The organism is Yimella sp. RIT 621 (assembly GCF_004146205.1).
Taxonomy (GTDB): domain Bacteria; phylum Actinomycetota; class Actinomycetes; order Actinomycetales; family Dermatophilaceae; genus Yimella; species Yimella lutea.
On the sequence record NZ_SEIP01000005.1, the window covers coordinates 181,221 to 196,324 of the forward strand.

Consider the following 15,104-nt stretch of genomic DNA (forward strand, 5'->3'; position numbering starts at 1 on the left):
ATTCGTTGCTTCAGTCGCTCCAGTCGAAGGTGCCCAGGGCGAGCACGGAAGCCAGGGCTCCCCATGCGGCCAGGACGAGGAGAGGCAGGAGTGCGTCGCCGACGTGACCGGTCAGCGCATGACGCAGACCGTCGCCGAGAGCGCCCGACGGCAACCACGCGACGACGGAGCCGAGCACTCCGGGCAGCCGGTCGGACGGGAGCAGCAGGCCCCCGAGTCCTGCCACCAGTACCCAGATCAGGTTGGCGACCGCGAGGACTCCTTCGGCGCGCAGCGACCCGGCGAGCAGGAGAGCGAGGGCGACCCAGGTCCAGGTGCCGATCACGAGGAAGAGCAGCGCCACCGGCAGGCCCCCGACCGAGGGACGCCAGCCGAGTGCGAGGCCGAGTGCACCGAGCGCGACGGTTTGAATGCCGACGACCGCGAGGACTCCGATTGCTTTGCCCCACAACAGTCCTGAGCGACCCAGGGGAGTGGTGCCGAGGAAGCGCAGCACCCCGTAGCGGCGGTCGAAACCAGTGGCGATGGCCTGCCCGGTGAACCCGGTCGACACGACGGCGAGGGCCAGTACGCCCGGGACGATCAGGTCGATCCGCCGTCCGGCTCCGAGGTCGGGGACGTCGGTGAGGACCAGCGCAAGCAGTGCCAGCGCGGGGAGCACCAGGGAGACGAGCAGCTGCTCGCCGTTGGAGAGCAGGGTGCGGGTCTCGTACCCCGCCTGAGCCCGGACGCGGGCGGCGGTTGTGGAACTCATCGGGTCGCCTCGGTACGGCGGGTCAGTTCGAAGTAGCGCGCCTCCAGGCCGGTGGTGCCGGCCACCTGCGCGAGCGTGCCCGCTGCGCGGACCTGCCCGTGAGCGATCACGACGATGTCGTCCGCCAGGCGTTCGGCCTCTTCGAACGAGTGCGTGGTCACCACGACCGCGCAGCCCCGGTCGCGTTCGTCACGGATGAGGTCCCACACGTCCAGCCGTGCATGCGGGTCGAGGCCGGCTGTCGGTTCGTCAAGGAAAGCCACCTCGGGAGTGCCGAGCAGCGCGGCGGTCAGGGCGACGCGCTGCCGTTGGCCGCCGGACAGCCGGCGCATCGAGGTGTCCCAGAAACCTTGCAGATCAAGCCGATTCGCGAGTTCATCGAGGCGAACACGTCCGTCGACGAGAGTCGCCACGTGCTGCAGGAAGCGTCGTGCGCCGACTGCACCCGGAAGCCCGCCATCCTGCAACATGACACCGACCCGGCTGCGGTGCCGATCGTCGGCGCGCCACGGGGAGTGGCCGAGCACGCGGACCGAGCCGGTCTGCGGCTGCTTGAGGCCCTCGGCGAGTTCCATCGCGGTGGTCTTACCGGCTCCGTTTGGCCCGAGGACGCAGGTCACCCGTCCGGCGTCGGCTGTGAAGGCGAGCGCATCGAGAGCGGTGTTGGTGCCGTATCGGTGCGTCACCTGATCGAACGCGACCGCCGGAGACTTCACGATCACCCAGTCTAGGTTGCTTTCCGGACGGCGATGACAGCCGCCGTCAGCTCAGGCCGACGTCTGGGAGTCCGAGCACGCGCCGCTCGATCGCCGGGGGCGCCGGACGGGGAACGCGCGAGCCGGCGGCTGCGGAGGTGGTTGTCGGACGGGATCGACGGCATGTCCGCCTGATCGCCGAGGCCTCGCCGGAGGCACGTGAGCGGGTTAGGTCAACCTGAGTTTCCAAGGCTTTTCGAATAAGGACATACTGGTGTTGTGTTTATTGCTGACCGTGCTGTGCCCGCAGCCGACCGTGCCGAGTCCGGCACGCGTCGTCGCGTGCTCACGCTGGTCAGCGAGCGGGGTCCGATCACCGCTGCGCAAGTCGCCGAGATTCTCGGTCTGACCACTGCCGGCGTCCGACGTCACCTCGACGTGCTCGCCGAGGAAGGCGCGGTCGAAGAATCCGATCACGCGCTGGCCGGCGCCCGTAAGCGGGGACGTCCGGCCCGCGCGTATGTGCTGACCGAGCGGGGCCACCAGAGCCTGCGCGGCGACTACGACGAACTCGCCACCTCGGTGCTGCGCTTCCTGCGTGACAACCAGGGCGAGGAGGCCGTGGGTGCCTTCGCGCGTGCGCGAGCCCTGAAGCTCGCCGAGCAGGTCCGCCCCGCCGTCGAGGCGGCGGGCGACGACTCCGAGGCGCGCGCCGCGGCGCTCGCCGAAGCGTTACGTATCGAGGGCTACGCCGCATCGTCCCGGCCGGTCGGGAAGGGAACGCCACTCGCAGGCGTTCAACTGTGTCAAGGGCACTGCCCGGTGCAACATGTGGCCGCCGAGTTCCCGCAGTTCTGCGAAGCCGAGACCGAAGTCTTCTCCGACCTGCTCGGAGCACACGTCCAAAGACTTGCGTCGCTCGCATACGGCGACCACGTCTGCACGACGTTCATCCCCGCCAACCAACTTGCCAATTCGCCACAGAAGAGAAGGGATCCGCGATGAGCACCATCGAAGAGCTCAACCCGGGACTGAAGGACATCGGCCGTTACGAATACGGCTGGGCCGACAGTGACTCCGCGGGCGCCAGCGCTCGCCGCGGCCTGAACGACGAGGTCGTCCACGACATCTCCGACCGCAAGAGCGAGCCGGCCTGGATGAAGGAGCGCCGTCTCAAGGCGCTCAACCTGTTCTACAAGAAGCCCATGCCGCAGTGGGGCTCCGATCTCACCGGCATCGACTTCCAGAACATCAAGTACTTCGTGAAGTCCACCGAGAAGCAGGCCACCAGCTGGGAGGACCTGCCCGAGGACATCAAGAACACCTACGACCGACTCGGCATCCCCGAGGCGGAGAAGCAGCGCCTGGTCGCCGGCGTCGCCGCCCAGTACGAGTCCGAGGTCGTCTACCACCAGATCCGCGAAGACCTGGAGGAGAAGGGTGTCATCTTCGTCGACACCGACACCGGTCTGCGCGAGCACGAGGAACTCTTCAAGGAGTACTTCGGTTCGGTCATCCCCAGCGGCGACAACAAGTTCGCGGCGTTGAACACGGCCGTGTGGTCGGGTGGCTCGTTCATCTACGTGCCCAAGGGCGTCCACGTCGACATCCCGCTGCAGGCCTACTTCCGCATCAACACCGAGAACATGGGCCAGTTCGAGCGGACGCTGATCATCGCCGACGAGGACTCCTACGTCCACTACGTCGAGGGCTGCACCGCGCCGATCTACAAGTCCGACTCGCTGCACTCCGCCGTCGTCGAGATCATCGTGAAGAAGAACGCCCGCGTCCGGTACACGACCATCCAGAACTGGTCGAACAACGTGTACAACCTGGTCACCAAGCGCGCCACCTGCGACGAGGGCGCGACGATGGAGTGGATCGACGGCAACATCGGCTCCAAGGTCACCATGAAGTACCCGGCGGTCTTCCTGCTCGGCGAGCACGCCAAGGGCGAGACCCTGTCGATCGCGTTCGCCGGCGAGGGCCAGCATCAGGACGCCGGCTCGAAGATGGTGCACGCCGCGCCGAACACCTCCTCGACGATCGTGTCGAAGTCGGTGGCCCGTGGCGGTGGCCGCACCTCCTACCGCGGTCTCGTGCAGATCCTCGAGGGCGCCAGCGGTTCCAAGTCGAGCGTGGTCTGCGACGCGCTGCTGGTCGACCAGATCAGCCGCAGCGACACCTACCCGTACGTCGACGTCCGCGAGGACGACGTGCAGATGGGCCACGAGGCCACGGTGTCCAAGGTCAGCGAGGACCAGCTGTTCTACCTGCGCTCGCGCGGTCTGTCGGAGGAGGAGGCCATGGCGATGATCGTGCGCGGCTTCGTCGAGCCGATCGCCCGTGAGCTGCCGATGGAGTACGCGCTCGAACTCAACCGCCTGATCGAGCTGCAGATGGAAGGTGCCGTCGGATAACCCCCGACGCACCCGCAAATCCATCAACGACAAGGAGATTCAACTTTCATGACGCTCATCACGCCAGAGCGCAACCAGGCCCAGGGGCACACCGACTCGTCTGCGGCCTTCGTGCCCGACCAGTCGCGCGCCGAGCGCAAGACCTCGTTCGAGCCGGCCGACTTCCCCGTGCCGCACGGCCGCGAGGAGGAGTGGTGCTTCACCCCGATCGACACGCTGACCAACCTGTTCAGCGACGCCGCGGGCGACGACGGTGCGGTCACCGTCGACGTCAGCGGTGCGCAGGCGGTCGTGGCCGACACGCTGGACATCGGTGAGGCCCCGCGCGGCACCGTGCTCACGCCGGCCGATCGGGCGGCGGTGGTTGCCTCGGCCAACACCGAGCAGGCGCTGCACCTGAAGCTGGACAACGACACCGAGTACGCGGAGCCGCTGCGCGTCCGCGTGCACGGTGAGGGTGCCGGACGTCGTTCCAACGCGCACTACGTCATCGAGGCCGGACGGCACTCGAAGGCCCTGGTGATTCTGGAGCACACCGGGTCGGCCGACCACACCGGCAACCTCGAGGTCGTCGTCGGTGACGGCGCCAACCTCACGGTCGTCTCGCTGCAGCAGTGGGACGACGACGCCAATCACCTCGGTCAGCACGACGCGATGGTCGGACGCGACGCCACCTACCGTCACATCGTCGTGACGCTGGGAGGCAACGTCGTGCGGTTGAACAGCAACGTGAAGTACGCCGGCCCCGGCGGCGACGCGACGCTGCTCGGTGTCTACTTCGCCGACGCCGGTCAGCACCTGGAGCACCGCTCCTTCGTCGACCACAACGCGCCGCGCTGCCGGTCGCTGGTCACCTACAAGGGTGCGCTGCAGGGCGACACCGCCCGCACCGTCTGGGTGGGCGACGTGTTGATCCGCGCCGAGGCCGAGGGGATCGAGACCTACGAGCTCAACCGCAACCTGGTGCTCACCGACGGGGCACGCGCCGACTCGGTGCCGAACCTTGAGATCGAGACCGGCGACATCGAGGGGGCAGGGCACGCGTCCTCGACCGGCCGCTTCGACGACGAGCAGTTGTTCTACCTGCAGGCTCGCGGCATTCCCGAGGCCGAGGCCCGTCGCCTGGTCGTGCGCGGCTTCTTCGCCGACATCATCGCCAAGATCGGTGTTCCCGAGGTCGTCGACGGCCTGATGGAAGCCATCGAGGACGAACTGGCGGCGACCGAGCAGTGAGCGAGTACGTCAAGGTCTGCACCCTGGACGACCTGCCCGAGGTCGGCGCAGTGGTCGCCGATTTCGACGGTCGCCGGGTCGCCATCGTGCGCGACAGCCTCGGCGAGGTGCACGCGATCGACGACACCTGCACCCACGCGAACGTCTCGTTGGCTGAGGGTGAGGTCGAGGGCTGCACCATCGAGTGCTGGCTGCACGGCTCCCGTTTCGACCTCAACACCGGGGCGCCGACAGGCCTGCCGGCCACCGTCCCGGTCGTCGTCCACTTCGTGAAGATCGTCGGCTCCGACGTCAACGTCGCCCTGAACAACTGAACTTTTCGAACCTGCTTCAAGGAAAGAGAACACTGATATGACGACTCTCGAGATCAAGGATCTGCACGTCTCGGTCGACACCGAGCACGGCGAGAAGGAGATCCTCAAGGGCGTGAACCTGACCATCAAGTCGGGTGAGACCCACGCGATCATGGGCCCGAACGGCTCCGGCAAGTCGACCCTGGCGTACTCGATCGCCGGGCACCCGAAGTACACGATCACCTCCGGTGAGGTGCTGCTGGACGGCGATAACGTCCTCGACATGGAGGTCGACGAGCGCGCTCGCGCCGGCATCTTCCTGGCGATGCAATACCCGGTCGAGGTTCCGGGCGTGACCGTCTCGAACTTCCTGCGTACCGCCAAGACCGCCATCGACGGCGAGGCGCCGAAGCTGCGCACCTGGGTCAAGGACGTCAAGGGCGCCATGGAGAACCTGCGCATGGACCCCGCGTTCGCCGAGCGCAACGTCAACGAGGGCTTCTCCGGTGGTGAGAAGAAGCGTCACGAGATCCTGCAGATGGAATTGCTGCAGCCGAAGATCGCCGTGCTCGACGAGACCGACTCCGGCCTCGACGTCGACGCGCTGCGCATCGTCTCCGAGGGCGTCAACCGCGCCAAGGAGACCTCGGAGGTGGGCGTGCTGCTGATCACCCACTACACGCGCATCCTCAACTACATCAAGCCCGACTTCGTGCACGTCTTCGTCGACGGCAAGGTCGCCGAGGAGGGTGGCCCGGAGCTGGCCGAGCGCCTCGAGGCCGAGGGCTACGACCGTTACCTGACTGCCAAGGCCTGAGCCGGATGACTTCTTTCGACGTGCAGCGGCTGCGGGAGGACTTCCCGCTGCTGCGCCGTACCGTGCGAGGTGACCAGCCACTGGTCTACCTCGACTCCGGTGCGACGTCGCAGAAGCCGCTCACCGTGCTGGACGCGGAGCGCAGCTACTACGAGCAGCAGAACTCCGCCGTCCACCGCGGTGCACATCAGCTGGCCGAAGAGGCCACGGACGCCTACGAGCAGGCGCGAGCCAAGATCGCCGCGTTCATCGGTAGTTCGGTCGACGAGATCGTGTTCACCAAGAACGCGACCGAGTCGATCAACCTGGTGACCAACGCGTTCGCCACCTCGCCGCATCCGCGGATCGAGGGCAGTGAACGCTTCGAGATCGGTCCGGGTGACGAGGTGCTCGTCACCGAGATGGAGCACCACGCCAACCTCGTCCCCTGGCAGGAGCTGTGCCGTCGTACCGGCGCGACCCTGCGCTGGATCGGGATGATGCCGGGCGGCCTTCTCGACCTGTCGAATCTGGACGAGCTGCTCACCGAACGCACCAAGGTCGTCGCCTTCACGCACGTGTCCAACGTGCTGGGCACGATCAATCCGGTGCGCGAGATCGCTGACCGGGCACACGCCATCGGTGCCCTGGTCGTGCTGGACGCGTGCCAGTCGGTGCCGCACATCCCGGTCAACGTGACCGCTCTCGGTGTCGACTTCCTGGCGTTCAGCGGCCACAAGATGCTCGGCCCGATGGGCATCGGTGTGTTATGGGGACGGGCAGAACTGCTCGAAGCCATGCCGCCGTTCATCACCGGTGGCTCGATGATCGAGACCGTCCACATGGACCACTCGACCTACGCGGCCCCGCCGCAGCGGTTCGAGGCCGGTGTCCCGATGGCCGCTCAGGCCGTCGGTCTCGGCGTCGCCTGCGACTACCTGTGCGACATCGGCATGGACGTCGCCGCCGCCCACGACCGCGAACTCGTCCAGGCCACGCTCGACGGTCTGGCGAAGCGTCCGTGGGTCCGGGTGCTGGGTCCGCTCGACGCCGCCTCGCGCGCCGGTGCGGTCGCGTTCGTCGTCGAGGGCGTGCACCCGCACGACGTCGGCCAGATCCTGGACGACTCCGGGGTCGCCGTCCGTACCGGTCACCACTGCGCGTGGCCGTTGCACCGGGCGTTCAAGGTGCCGGCCTCGACGCGGGTCAGCTTCGGGGTGTACAACACGCTGGACGAGGTGGACGCGTTCCTGAACGCTCTCGATCGCGTGCCGGCAGTGTTCGGTCTCGATGCCGAGATCGCACAGGCGGCCGATGCGAAGGCGGAGGCCTCCTGATGGACCTGTACCAGCAGTTGATCCTCGACCACTCCAAGCACCCGCAGCACGCGGGCCTGCGCGAGCCGTTCGACGCCGAGACACACCACGTCAATACCTCGTGCGGCGACGAGGTCACCCTTCGAGTTCACCTCGAAGGTGAAGGTTCGGACGCCAAGGTCGCCGATGTTTCCTACGACTCGATCGGTTGCTCCATCTCTGTCGCCTCGACCTCGATCCTGGCCGAGGAGGTGATCGGCCACAGTGTGACCGAGAGCCTGGAAACCTTCGAGGCGATGCGTTCCATGCTCACCAGCCGTGGCCAGGACCCGGGGGACGAGGAGATGATCGGTGACGGCGTCGCCCTTGCCGGTGTCTCCAAGTACCCGGCCCGGGTGAAGTGTGCGCTGCTGGGCTGGAGCGCCTACACCGACGCGCTGGCACGAGCCGGCGCCGACATCTCAAGTACTTCTTCGCAGGCCCGATCTCAGGGAGGCAACTCATGACCGACGTACAGACCCCGCCCAACGTGGCGGACGTGGAAGAGGCGATGCGCGACGTCGTCGACCCCGAGCTCGGCATCAATGTCGTCGACCTCGGCCTCGTCTACGGCATCACCGTCGACGGCGACAACAACACCGTCATCGACATGACGTTGACCTCGGCGGCCTGCCCGCTGACCGACGTCATCGAGGACCAGACCCACCAGGCGCTTGAGGGGCTCGTCTCCTCGGCCCGGATCAACTGGGTCTGGATGCCGCCGTGGGGCCCGGACAAGATCACCGACGACGGGCGCGAACAATTGCGCGCCCTCGGCTTCAACGTCTGAACCGACACTCCACCGACAGTCCGCAGCATCGCGACATCAACTCGCGCGTGCTGCGGACTTTCGCGTGTGGCGGAATGGAGTACGTCCATGCCCGGCTTCTTCTCACCGCTGACCTGCCTGCTCGGCGACCGACGACATGACGGCGAAGGGCCACCTGCGCGTGCAGGTGGCCCTTTGTCCGGGGTTTGCTCAGCCTTCGATCACTCGACCGTCGACGGTGCGAAAGTGTCGCACTGGCGGATGTCTCCGCTTTCGTACCCGACCATGAACCACTTCTGGCGAGCGGCTGCGGAGCCGTGGGTCCAGTTCTCCGGGGTCACACGCCCCTGGGACTTCTCCTGGATCCGGTCGTCACCGACAGCTGCGGCAGCTGACAGCGCGGACTCGATGTCCTGCTCGGTCGGCTTCTGCAGGAGCGTGTTGCCGTTCGCGTCCTTGGTGTTGGCCGCGTGGTGCACCCACAGCCCGCCGTAGCAGTCGGCCTGCAGTTCGGTGCGAACCGCGGCGGAGTTCGGACCCTTCGGGTCCTGCTGCGAGCGGCCGAGGATGCCGAGCAGGTTCTGCACGTGGTGGCCGTACTCGTGCGCGACGACGTACATCTGCGCGAGGTTGCCGCCGTCGGCGCCGTACTTGCTCGACAGCTCCTGGAAGAAGGAGACGTCGATGTAGACCTTCTGGTCCAGCGGGCAGTAGAACGGGCCCATCGCCGAGCTACCGGTACCGCACGCGGTCTGGGTGGAGCCGCTGTACAGGACGGTCTTCGCGGGCTCGTACTGCTTGCCGTACTGGGGCAGGTAGTTGGTCCAGAAGTCCTGGGCACTGTTGACCGTGCCGATCACGCGGCAGGTGTCGTCGCGGTTGGCGTCTGCGCCGGTCTTGCACTGGGAGATCGACTGGTCGACCGAGCTGTTGCTGCCGGCGACGTTCTGGGTGCCCATGTCCCACGGGTTGGCACCTCCACCACCGGTCCCGCCACCGCCGCCTCCACCGAGGCCGTTCAGCAGGACCATGATGACCATCAGGATGAGACCGCCGACACCGCCGACGGCGATGCCACCGGGCGCCATACCGCCGCCACCGCCGCCGCCCTCCACCTGTGAGGTGTCGAGCTGGGCATTGTCGTTGAACGTCACTTGGGACCTCCGTGTCCGTCGGCGCCCTGGTCAGGTCGCCGCTCTACTGCCTGCGTAGACTATCCAGTCGCGCGCGCCACTCGTCGCATGCGCGCCATCCAGTTGCCGCGGTCGATCCGCAGTGCACCCGCGATCTGTCCGAAGGACTTCTGAAGATGATCACCGCTCAAGGCATCGAGCTGCGCGCCGGCTCCCGCCTCCTGGTGGAGAACGCCACCTTCCGCGTCGCGCCCGGAGACCGGGTGGGCCTGGTCGGACGCAACGGTGCCGGCAAGACGACGCTCACCAAAGTCCTTGCCGGACAAGGAATTCCGGCCGCCGGCACGGTCACGAGTTCCGGCGAGGTGGGCTACCTGCCGCAGGACCCGCGCACCGGCGACCTGGAGATCCTGGCCCGGGACCGCATCCTTTCGGCGCGCGGACTCGATTCGATCATCCGCGACCTGCGCAAGGCCGAGGCAGGTATGGCGGACGAGGACGAGGAGTTGCGCGAGAAGGCGATGCGTCGTTACTCCCGGTTGGACGCCGAGTTCACCGCGCAGGGCGGGTACGCCGCCGAGTCCGAAGCGGCGTCCATCGCCTCCAGCCTCAGCCTGCCGGAGCGGGTACTGAGCCAGCCGTTGAAGACGCTCTCGGGAGGTCAGCGTCGCCGCGTGGAACTCTCCCGCATCCTGTTCAGCGGTGCGCAGACCCTGCTGCTCGACGAGCCGACCAACCACTTGGACGCCGACTCGATCATCTGGCTGCGCGACTACCTGAAGGCCTACCGGGGCGGTCTGATCATCATCAGCCACGACGTGGAGATGCTCGACACCGTCGTCACCCGCGTCTTCCATCTGGACGCCAACCGGGCCGAGCTCGACATCTACAACGTCGGCTGGAAGCCCTACCTGCAGCAGCGCGAGACCGACGAGAAGCGCCGCAAGCGCGAGCTGCAGAACGCGCAGAAGAAGGCGGCTGCGTTGCTGACCCAGGCCGACAAGATGCGCGCAAAGGCCACGAAGGCGACCGCTGCGCAGAACATGGCGCGACGCGCCGAACGGCTGTTGGCCAGTGTCGAGGGCGAGCGTCAGCACGACAAGGTCGCCAAGCTGCGCTTCCCGACCCCGGCCGCCTGTGGCAGGACGCCGCTGCGGGCCGAAGGACTGTCGAGGTCGTACGGATCCCTGGAGATCTTCACCGATGTCGACCTGGCGATCGACCGGGGGAGCAAGGTCGTCGTCCTCGGTCTGAACGGTGCCGGCAAGACGACCTTGCTGCGTCTGCTGGCCGGTGTGGACACGCCCGACACCGGTGAGGTGCAGCCGGGCCACGGACTCAAGCTCGGTTACTACGCGCAGGAGCACGAGAACCTCGACGTCGAGCGCAGTGTGCTGGCCAACATGAAGTCGGCAGCGCCGGACCTCGGCGAGACCGAGGTGCGCAAGGTGTTGGGTTCGTTCCTGTTCAGCGGCGACGACGTCGACAAACCGGCCGGAGTGCTGTCCGGCGGGGAGAAGACGCGTCTGTCGCTGGCGATGCTGGTCGTCTCCGCGGCGAACGTGCTGCTGCTCGACGAACCGACCAACAACCTCGATCCGGCATCCCGAGCGGAGATCCTCGGTGCGCTGAACGGCTACGAGGGCGCCGTCGTCCTGGTGACGCACGACGAGGGAGCCGTGGACGCGCTGCAACCCGAGCGGGTCCTGCTGTTGCCGGACGGGGTGGAGGACCACTGGGGTCCGGACTACCTCGACCTGGTCACTCTCGCCTGACCCCGGGCATAGAACGCCGACCGATCGGGTTGGCGCAAGTGGCGATCGAGAGAGGCTCACGGTGACCGGAAACTGGCAGGTCATGCAGTCGCTGACGAAGGACTCGTCGGTGAAGGGCAACAAGCTCAAGAAGGGCACCACGCAGCGGGTGCTGTCGTACGCGACTCCGTACAAGCGACGGATCGCGGTGTTCCTCGTCCTTGTGGTGCTCGACGCCTTGCTGGTGATCGCAACGCCGTTGATCCTCAAGGAGATCATCGACAAGGGCGTGGTGCCGCAGGACAAGGAGCTGATCGTTTGGCTGGCGGTCGCGGCCGCCGTGGTGGCGGTCCTGGACGCCGCGCTCGGGATCGTCCAACGCTGGTTGTCGGCCGGGCTCGGCGAGGGACTGATCTACGACCTGCGCCGTGAGGTGTTCGGGCACGTGCTGCGTCAGCCGATCGCGTTCTTCACCCGCGCCCAGACCGGTGCGCTGGTCACCCGACTGAACTCCGACGTCATCGGCGCCCAGCAGGCGTTCACGTCCGTGATGTCGAATGTGGTCTCGAACGCCGTCAGTCTCGTCGTCATCATCATCGCGATGGCGCTGCTGTCCTGGCAGCTCACGCTCGGTGCCCTTGTGCTCGTGCCCTTCTTCCTCATCCCGACCCGCATCATGGGTCGCCGGTTGGCGGGACTCACCCGCTCGCAGATGGCCGAGAACGCCGATCTCGGTGCTCGGATGACCGAGCGCTTCAACGTCGCCGGCGCATTGCTGGTCAAGCTGTTCGGCCGCCCGGCCACGGAGGACGAGGAGTACGCGGAACGCGCGGCGAAGGTGCGCGACATCGGCGTGAGCATCGCCGTCCAGCGCGCCATCCTGCTCATCGGCCTCACCTTGCTGGCGTCGTTGGCCACCGCGATGGTTTACGGCATCGGTGGTGTCATGGCCGTCGAGGGTGCCCTCACGATCGGCACCTTGCTCGCTCTGGCCGCGCTGCTCGGACGCCTGTATACACCGCTCACCGCATTGTCGAACGTCCGCGTCGACGTGATGACGGCGCTGGTCTCCTTCGAGCGGGTCTTCGAGATCCTCGACCTGAAGCCCCTGGTCGAAGAAGCCGAGAACCCCCGAGAACTGCCGTCCGGCGCGCTCGACGTCGAACTGCAGGACGTGACCTTCGCCTACCCGACGTCCGACAAGGTGTCGCTGGAGTCGCTGGAGATGCAAAGTGCCGACAAGGGCGGCGGTTCGGCTGTGCTGCAAGACATTTCACTGTACGCCAAGGCCGGAGAAGTCGTCGCGCTCGTCGGTCCTTCCGGCGCCGGCAAGACGACGATCACCGGCATGGTCGCTCGCCTGTACGACCCGACCAGCGGCACCGTCCGCGTCGGCGGCGAGGACCTGCGCGATGTCAGCTTCGAGTCGCTGCGCGACCGCGTAGGTGTGGTCACCCAGGAAGCGCACATGTTCCACGACTCGATCCGCGGCAACCTGCTGTACGCCAAGCCTGACGCGACCGACGCACAACTCCAGGACGCCCTGCGCGCCGCGAACGTGTGGGGGCTGATCGAGCGGTTGCCGCACGGTCTGGAGACGGTGGTCGGTGACCGCGGCCACCGGTTGTCAGGTGGGGAGAAGCAACGCCTGGCGATCGCCCGGCTGCTGCTCAAGGCGCCGTCCGTCGTGATCCTGGACGAGGCGACCGCGCACCTCGACAGCGAGAGCGAGGTGCTCGTGCAGCGAGCCCTCGACAACGCCCTCGCCGGACGCACCGCGGTCGTCATCGCCCACCGCCTGTCGACGGTGCGCAATGCCGACCAGATCCTGGTGATCGACAGCGGTCGAGTCGTGCAGCGCGGCAAGCACCAGGAACTGCTCGCCGCCGGTGGCCTGTACGCCGACCTGTATCGCACGCAGTTCTCCGACGACACCGCTCAGGTCGATCAGGCCTGAGCGCAGACGGCCGACCGCAGGTTGGTGGATCAGTCGTCTTCCTCGTCCCAGATCCGCTGCTTGGTCGGTTTCGGAGGTTCAGCCCGTCCGGTTGCGTCGAGATGCTCCCGGCGGGCGCGCAGCAGCACGAAGGCGATGACACCGGCGGCCGCCAGCCACCACTGGAAGGCGTAGGAGAAATTGATCCACGCCGAGCCGCCCGGATCAGGCTTCGGCAGCGCTTGCGGGCGAGCCTGGGGGACCCCGGGGCCGGATTCGGAACGCATCAGGACGTAGCCGTCGGCGGCGCCGGCCTGACCGGTCAACTGACGCAACTGCGCGATGTTGATGGACGCGGCCTGACCCTGAACGCCGGCACGCTCGAGATTCGGCTCGCCGGATCGCAACCACCCGATCACCTCGACCCGCCCCGTCGGCGTCGCCGGAACGGAGTCGGGGCCCGCTGCGGTACGACCGTTGGGTACCCAGCCGCGGTCGACGAAGACGACCTCACCGCGCGTCGTGCGGAACGGCACCAGTACCTCGAACCCGTAGTTCTTGTTCAGCGGACGGTTGCGCACCAGCACGCGATCCGGGTCGAGGTAGTCACCGGTCATCCGCACCTGACGCCATTGCTGATCGGCCGTCGGGGCGACTGCAGGATCGGGGTGGGCCTGCCGGATGTCGACCGGTTCGCCGTTGTAGTTGGCCTCGAGGTGTCGCTCGGTGGCGATCCGATCCTCGTACCGGCCGAACTGCCAGCGCCCGAGCAGAGTGCAGGCCAGGGCGACAACGAGTGCCGCGGCCAACCAACCCAGCCAGCGGCGGGTCATCAACTGGCGAAGCACCCCGTCACCGTACTCGCCCCCTGACCGGCGCTGATTTTCGCCCGTGGTTCAGGCGGGGCGACCTTCTACGGGACGAACGTCCCATGACGCAACCCGCTCGGCGGCTTAGCATGGAGAGCATGTCTGTTCCCACCGCCGGCCCGCTCGTCGACACGTTCGGTCGTGTCGCCTCGGATCTGCGGGTCTCGGTGACCGATCGGTGCAATCTTCGATGCACCTATTGCATGCCGGCCGAGGGACTGCCGTGGATGGCGAAACCGGAGATGTTGGACGACGACGAGATGGTCCGGTTGATCCGATTGTTCGTGGCCCTCGGCATCGACCAGGTGCGGTTCACCGGCGGCGAACCGCTGCTGCGCCGTTCGCTGATCGATGTTGTGCGACGAGTGGGCGAATTGCCCAACCGTCCGCGAATGGCATTGACCACCAACGGGATCGGTCTCGATCGCTTGGCGCAACCGCTGGCCGACGCCGGCCTGGACCGGATCAACGTGTCGCTGGACACCGTCTCCTCGCAACGGTTCATCGAGCTCACCCGGCGTGACCGCTTCGCCGACGTCGAGCGGGGTCTGAAGGCTGCCGCCGATGCCGGACTGACACCGGTCAAGGTGAACGCCGTCGCGATGCCGGGCGAGGACCCGTCCGATCTGCTCGCCTGGTGCCTCGACCGCGGGTATGAGTTGCGGTTCATCGAGCAAATGCCGCTGGATGCACAGCACTCCTGGGATCGCTCCACGATGATGAGCCGCCAGGACCTGCTGGACGCCCTCGGCGCGCGATTCCGGCTGAGCCCGGTGGAGCAGCGCGGATCTGCTCCCGCCGAACGCTTCTACGTCAACGGCGGACCCGCCACCGTCGGTGTCATCGCCAGTGTGACCGCGCCGTTCTGCGGCGCGTGTGACCGCGTCCGGCTCACCGCCGACGGACAGGTGCGCAACTGTTTGTTCGCCCGTGATGAGAACGACCTGCGCGGTCCGATGCGCGCGGGCGCCTCGGACGAGGAGTTGACCGACCTGATCCGGTTGAACATGTGGGGCAAGGCCCCCGGCCACGGCATCGGCACGCCGAACTTCCAGCAGCCGGATCGCCCGATGTCCGCCATCGGCGGCTGAGAACGG

General features: G+C 67.1%; 15 protein-coding genes. 11 read left to right on the top strand and 4 right to left on the bottom strand.

Features of this window, described 5'->3' with window-relative positions; genetic code table 11:
* Positions 1-10: 10 nt before the first annotated feature.
* Both EU513_RS06735 and EU513_RS06740 read right to left on the bottom strand, forming a co-directional pair.
* Complete coding sequence (locus tag EU513_RS06735) at positions 11-754, bottom strand: ABC transporter permease (protein WP_129625118.1); 744 nt, start codon at positions 752-754, stop codon at positions 11-13.
* Positions 751-1,470, bottom strand: a complete 720-nt coding sequence (locus tag EU513_RS06740; RefSeq protein WP_240795954.1) for an ABC transporter ATP-binding protein — start codon at positions 1,468-1,470, stop codon at positions 751-753. The genes EU513_RS06735 and EU513_RS06740 overlap by 4 nt, the downstream gene beginning before the upstream one ends.
* Positions 1,471-1,728: 258 nt before the next feature.
* On the opposite strand from EU513_RS06740, the gene EU513_RS06745 reads away from it, so the two are divergent.
* The 8 genes from EU513_RS06745 to EU513_RS06780 are packed head-to-tail and all read left to right on the top strand — an operon-like array spanning position 1,729 to position 8,336.
* A complete protein-coding gene (locus tag EU513_RS06745; protein ID WP_129625119.1) occupies positions 1,729-2,454 on the top strand; it encodes a metalloregulator ArsR/SmtB family transcription factor in 726 nt (241 codons plus the stop codon).
* The gene (gene sufB, locus EU513_RS06750) at positions 2,451-3,869 is read left to right on the top strand and encodes a Fe-S cluster assembly protein SufB (protein WP_129625120.1); all 1,419 of its coding nucleotides are present in this window, start codon (positions 2,451-2,453) and stop codon (positions 3,867-3,869) included. The genes EU513_RS06745 and sufB overlap by 4 nt, the downstream gene beginning before the upstream one ends.
* A gap of 48 nt (positions 3,870-3,917) precedes the next feature.
* The gene (gene sufD, locus EU513_RS06755) at positions 3,918-5,102 is read left to right on the top strand and encodes a Fe-S cluster assembly protein SufD (protein WP_129625121.1); all 1,185 of its coding nucleotides are present in this window, start codon (positions 3,918-3,920) and stop codon (positions 5,100-5,102) included.
* Positions 5,099-5,416: a non-heme iron oxygenase ferredoxin subunit gene (locus EU513_RS06760; RefSeq protein WP_129625122.1), complete on the top strand. Its 318-nt coding sequence runs from the start codon at positions 5,099-5,101 to the stop codon at positions 5,414-5,416. The genes sufD and EU513_RS06760 overlap by 4 nt, the downstream gene beginning before the upstream one ends.
* A gap of 37 nt (positions 5,417-5,453) precedes the next feature.
* Positions 5,454-6,212: a Fe-S cluster assembly ATPase SufC gene (gene sufC / locus EU513_RS06765; protein ID WP_129625123.1), complete on the top strand. Its 759-nt coding sequence runs from the start codon at positions 5,454-5,456 to the stop codon at positions 6,210-6,212.
* A 5-nt stretch (positions 6,213-6,217) separates the two neighbouring features.
* Positions 6,218-7,528, top strand: coding sequence for an aminotransferase class V-fold PLP-dependent enzyme (locus EU513_RS06770; protein ID WP_129625124.1), 1,311 nt, complete (start codon positions 6,218-6,220; stop codon positions 7,526-7,528).
* Positions 7,528-8,013, top strand: coding sequence for a Fe-S cluster assembly sulfur transfer protein SufU (gene sufU / locus EU513_RS06775; RefSeq protein ID WP_129625125.1), 486 nt, complete (start codon positions 7,528-7,530; stop codon positions 8,011-8,013). Before EU513_RS06770 ends, sufU begins: the two co-directional genes overlap by 1 nt.
* A complete protein-coding gene (locus EU513_RS06780) occupies positions 8,010-8,336 on the top strand; it encodes a metal-sulfur cluster assembly factor (protein ID WP_129625126.1) in 327 nt (108 codons plus the stop codon). The genes sufU and EU513_RS06780 overlap by 4 nt, the downstream gene beginning before the upstream one ends.
* A 200-nt stretch (positions 8,337-8,536) precedes the next feature.
* On the opposite strand, the gene EU513_RS06785 is transcribed toward EU513_RS06780, so the two are convergent.
* Positions 8,537-9,469: a neutral zinc metallopeptidase gene (locus tag EU513_RS06785; protein ID WP_129625127.1), complete on the bottom strand. Its 933-nt coding sequence runs from the start codon at positions 9,467-9,469 to the stop codon at positions 8,537-8,539.
* 155 nt (positions 9,470-9,624) lie between these two features.
* On the opposite strand from EU513_RS06785, the gene abc-f reads away from it, so the two are divergent.
* Together abc-f and EU513_RS06795 are read left to right on the top strand one after the other, a co-directional pair.
* Positions 9,625-11,223: a ribosomal protection-like ABC-F family protein gene (gene abc-f / locus EU513_RS06790; RefSeq protein ID WP_129625128.1), complete on the top strand. Its 1,599-nt coding sequence runs from the start codon at positions 9,625-9,627 to the stop codon at positions 11,221-11,223.
* Positions 11,224-11,305: 82 nt separating this feature from the next.
* Entirely contained in the window at positions 11,306-13,159 is a 1,854-nt protein-coding gene (locus EU513_RS06795) for an ABC transporter ATP-binding protein (RefSeq protein ID WP_129625129.1), read from the top strand.
* 29 nt (positions 13,160-13,188) lie between these two features.
* Here the strand turns inward: EU513_RS06795 and EU513_RS06800 are convergent, their stop codons facing one another.
* Entirely contained in the window at positions 13,189-13,986 is a 798-nt protein-coding gene (locus EU513_RS06800; RefSeq protein ID WP_129625130.1) for an SURF1 family protein, read from the bottom strand.
* Positions 13,987-14,096: 110 nt separating this feature from the next.
* Between EU513_RS06800 and moaA the strand changes: the two genes are divergently transcribed.
* Positions 14,097-15,098, top strand: a complete 1,002-nt coding sequence (moaA, locus tag EU513_RS06805) for a GTP 3',8-cyclase MoaA (RefSeq protein ID WP_129625131.1) — start codon at positions 14,097-14,099, stop codon at positions 15,096-15,098.
* The last annotated feature ends 6 nt before the right edge of the window (positions 15,099-15,104 follow it).

Bases quoted from the DNA above. Each gene is read 5' to 3' on its own strand.
- EU513_RS06770 (WP_129625124.1), top strand. From the start codon at position 6,218: ATGACTTCTTTCGACGTGCAGCGGCTGCGGGAGGACTTCCCGCTGCTG.
- EU513_RS06795 (WP_129625129.1), top strand. From the start codon at position 11,306: ATGCAGTCGCTGACGAAGGACTCGTCGGTGAAGGGCAACAAGCTCAAG.
- EU513_RS06780 (WP_129625126.1), top strand. From the start codon at position 8,010: ATGACCGACGTACAGACCCCGCCCAACGTGGCGGACGTGGAAGAGGCG.
- sufC (WP_129625123.1), top strand. From the start codon at position 5,454: ATGACGACTCTCGAGATCAAGGATCTGCACGTCTCGGTCGACACCGAG.
- sufU (WP_129625125.1), top strand. From the start codon at position 7,528: ATGGACCTGTACCAGCAGTTGATCCTCGACCACTCCAAGCACCCGCAG.
- moaA (WP_129625131.1), top strand. From the start codon at position 14,097: ATGGAGAGCATGTCTGTTCCCACCGCCGGCCCGCTCGTCGACACGTTC.
- EU513_RS06735 (WP_129625118.1), bottom strand. From the start codon at position 754: ATGAGTTCCACAACCGCCGCCCGCGTCCGGGCTCAGGCGGGGTACGAG.
- abc-f (WP_129625128.1), top strand. From the start codon at position 9,625: ATGATCACCGCTCAAGGCATCGAGCTGCGCGCCGGCTCCCGCCTCCTG.
- sufD (WP_129625121.1), top strand. From the start codon at position 3,918: ATGACGCTCATCACGCCAGAGCGCAACCAGGCCCAGGGGCACACCGAC.
- sufB (WP_129625120.1), top strand. From the start codon at position 2,451: ATGAGCACCATCGAAGAGCTCAACCCGGGACTGAAGGACATCGGCCGT.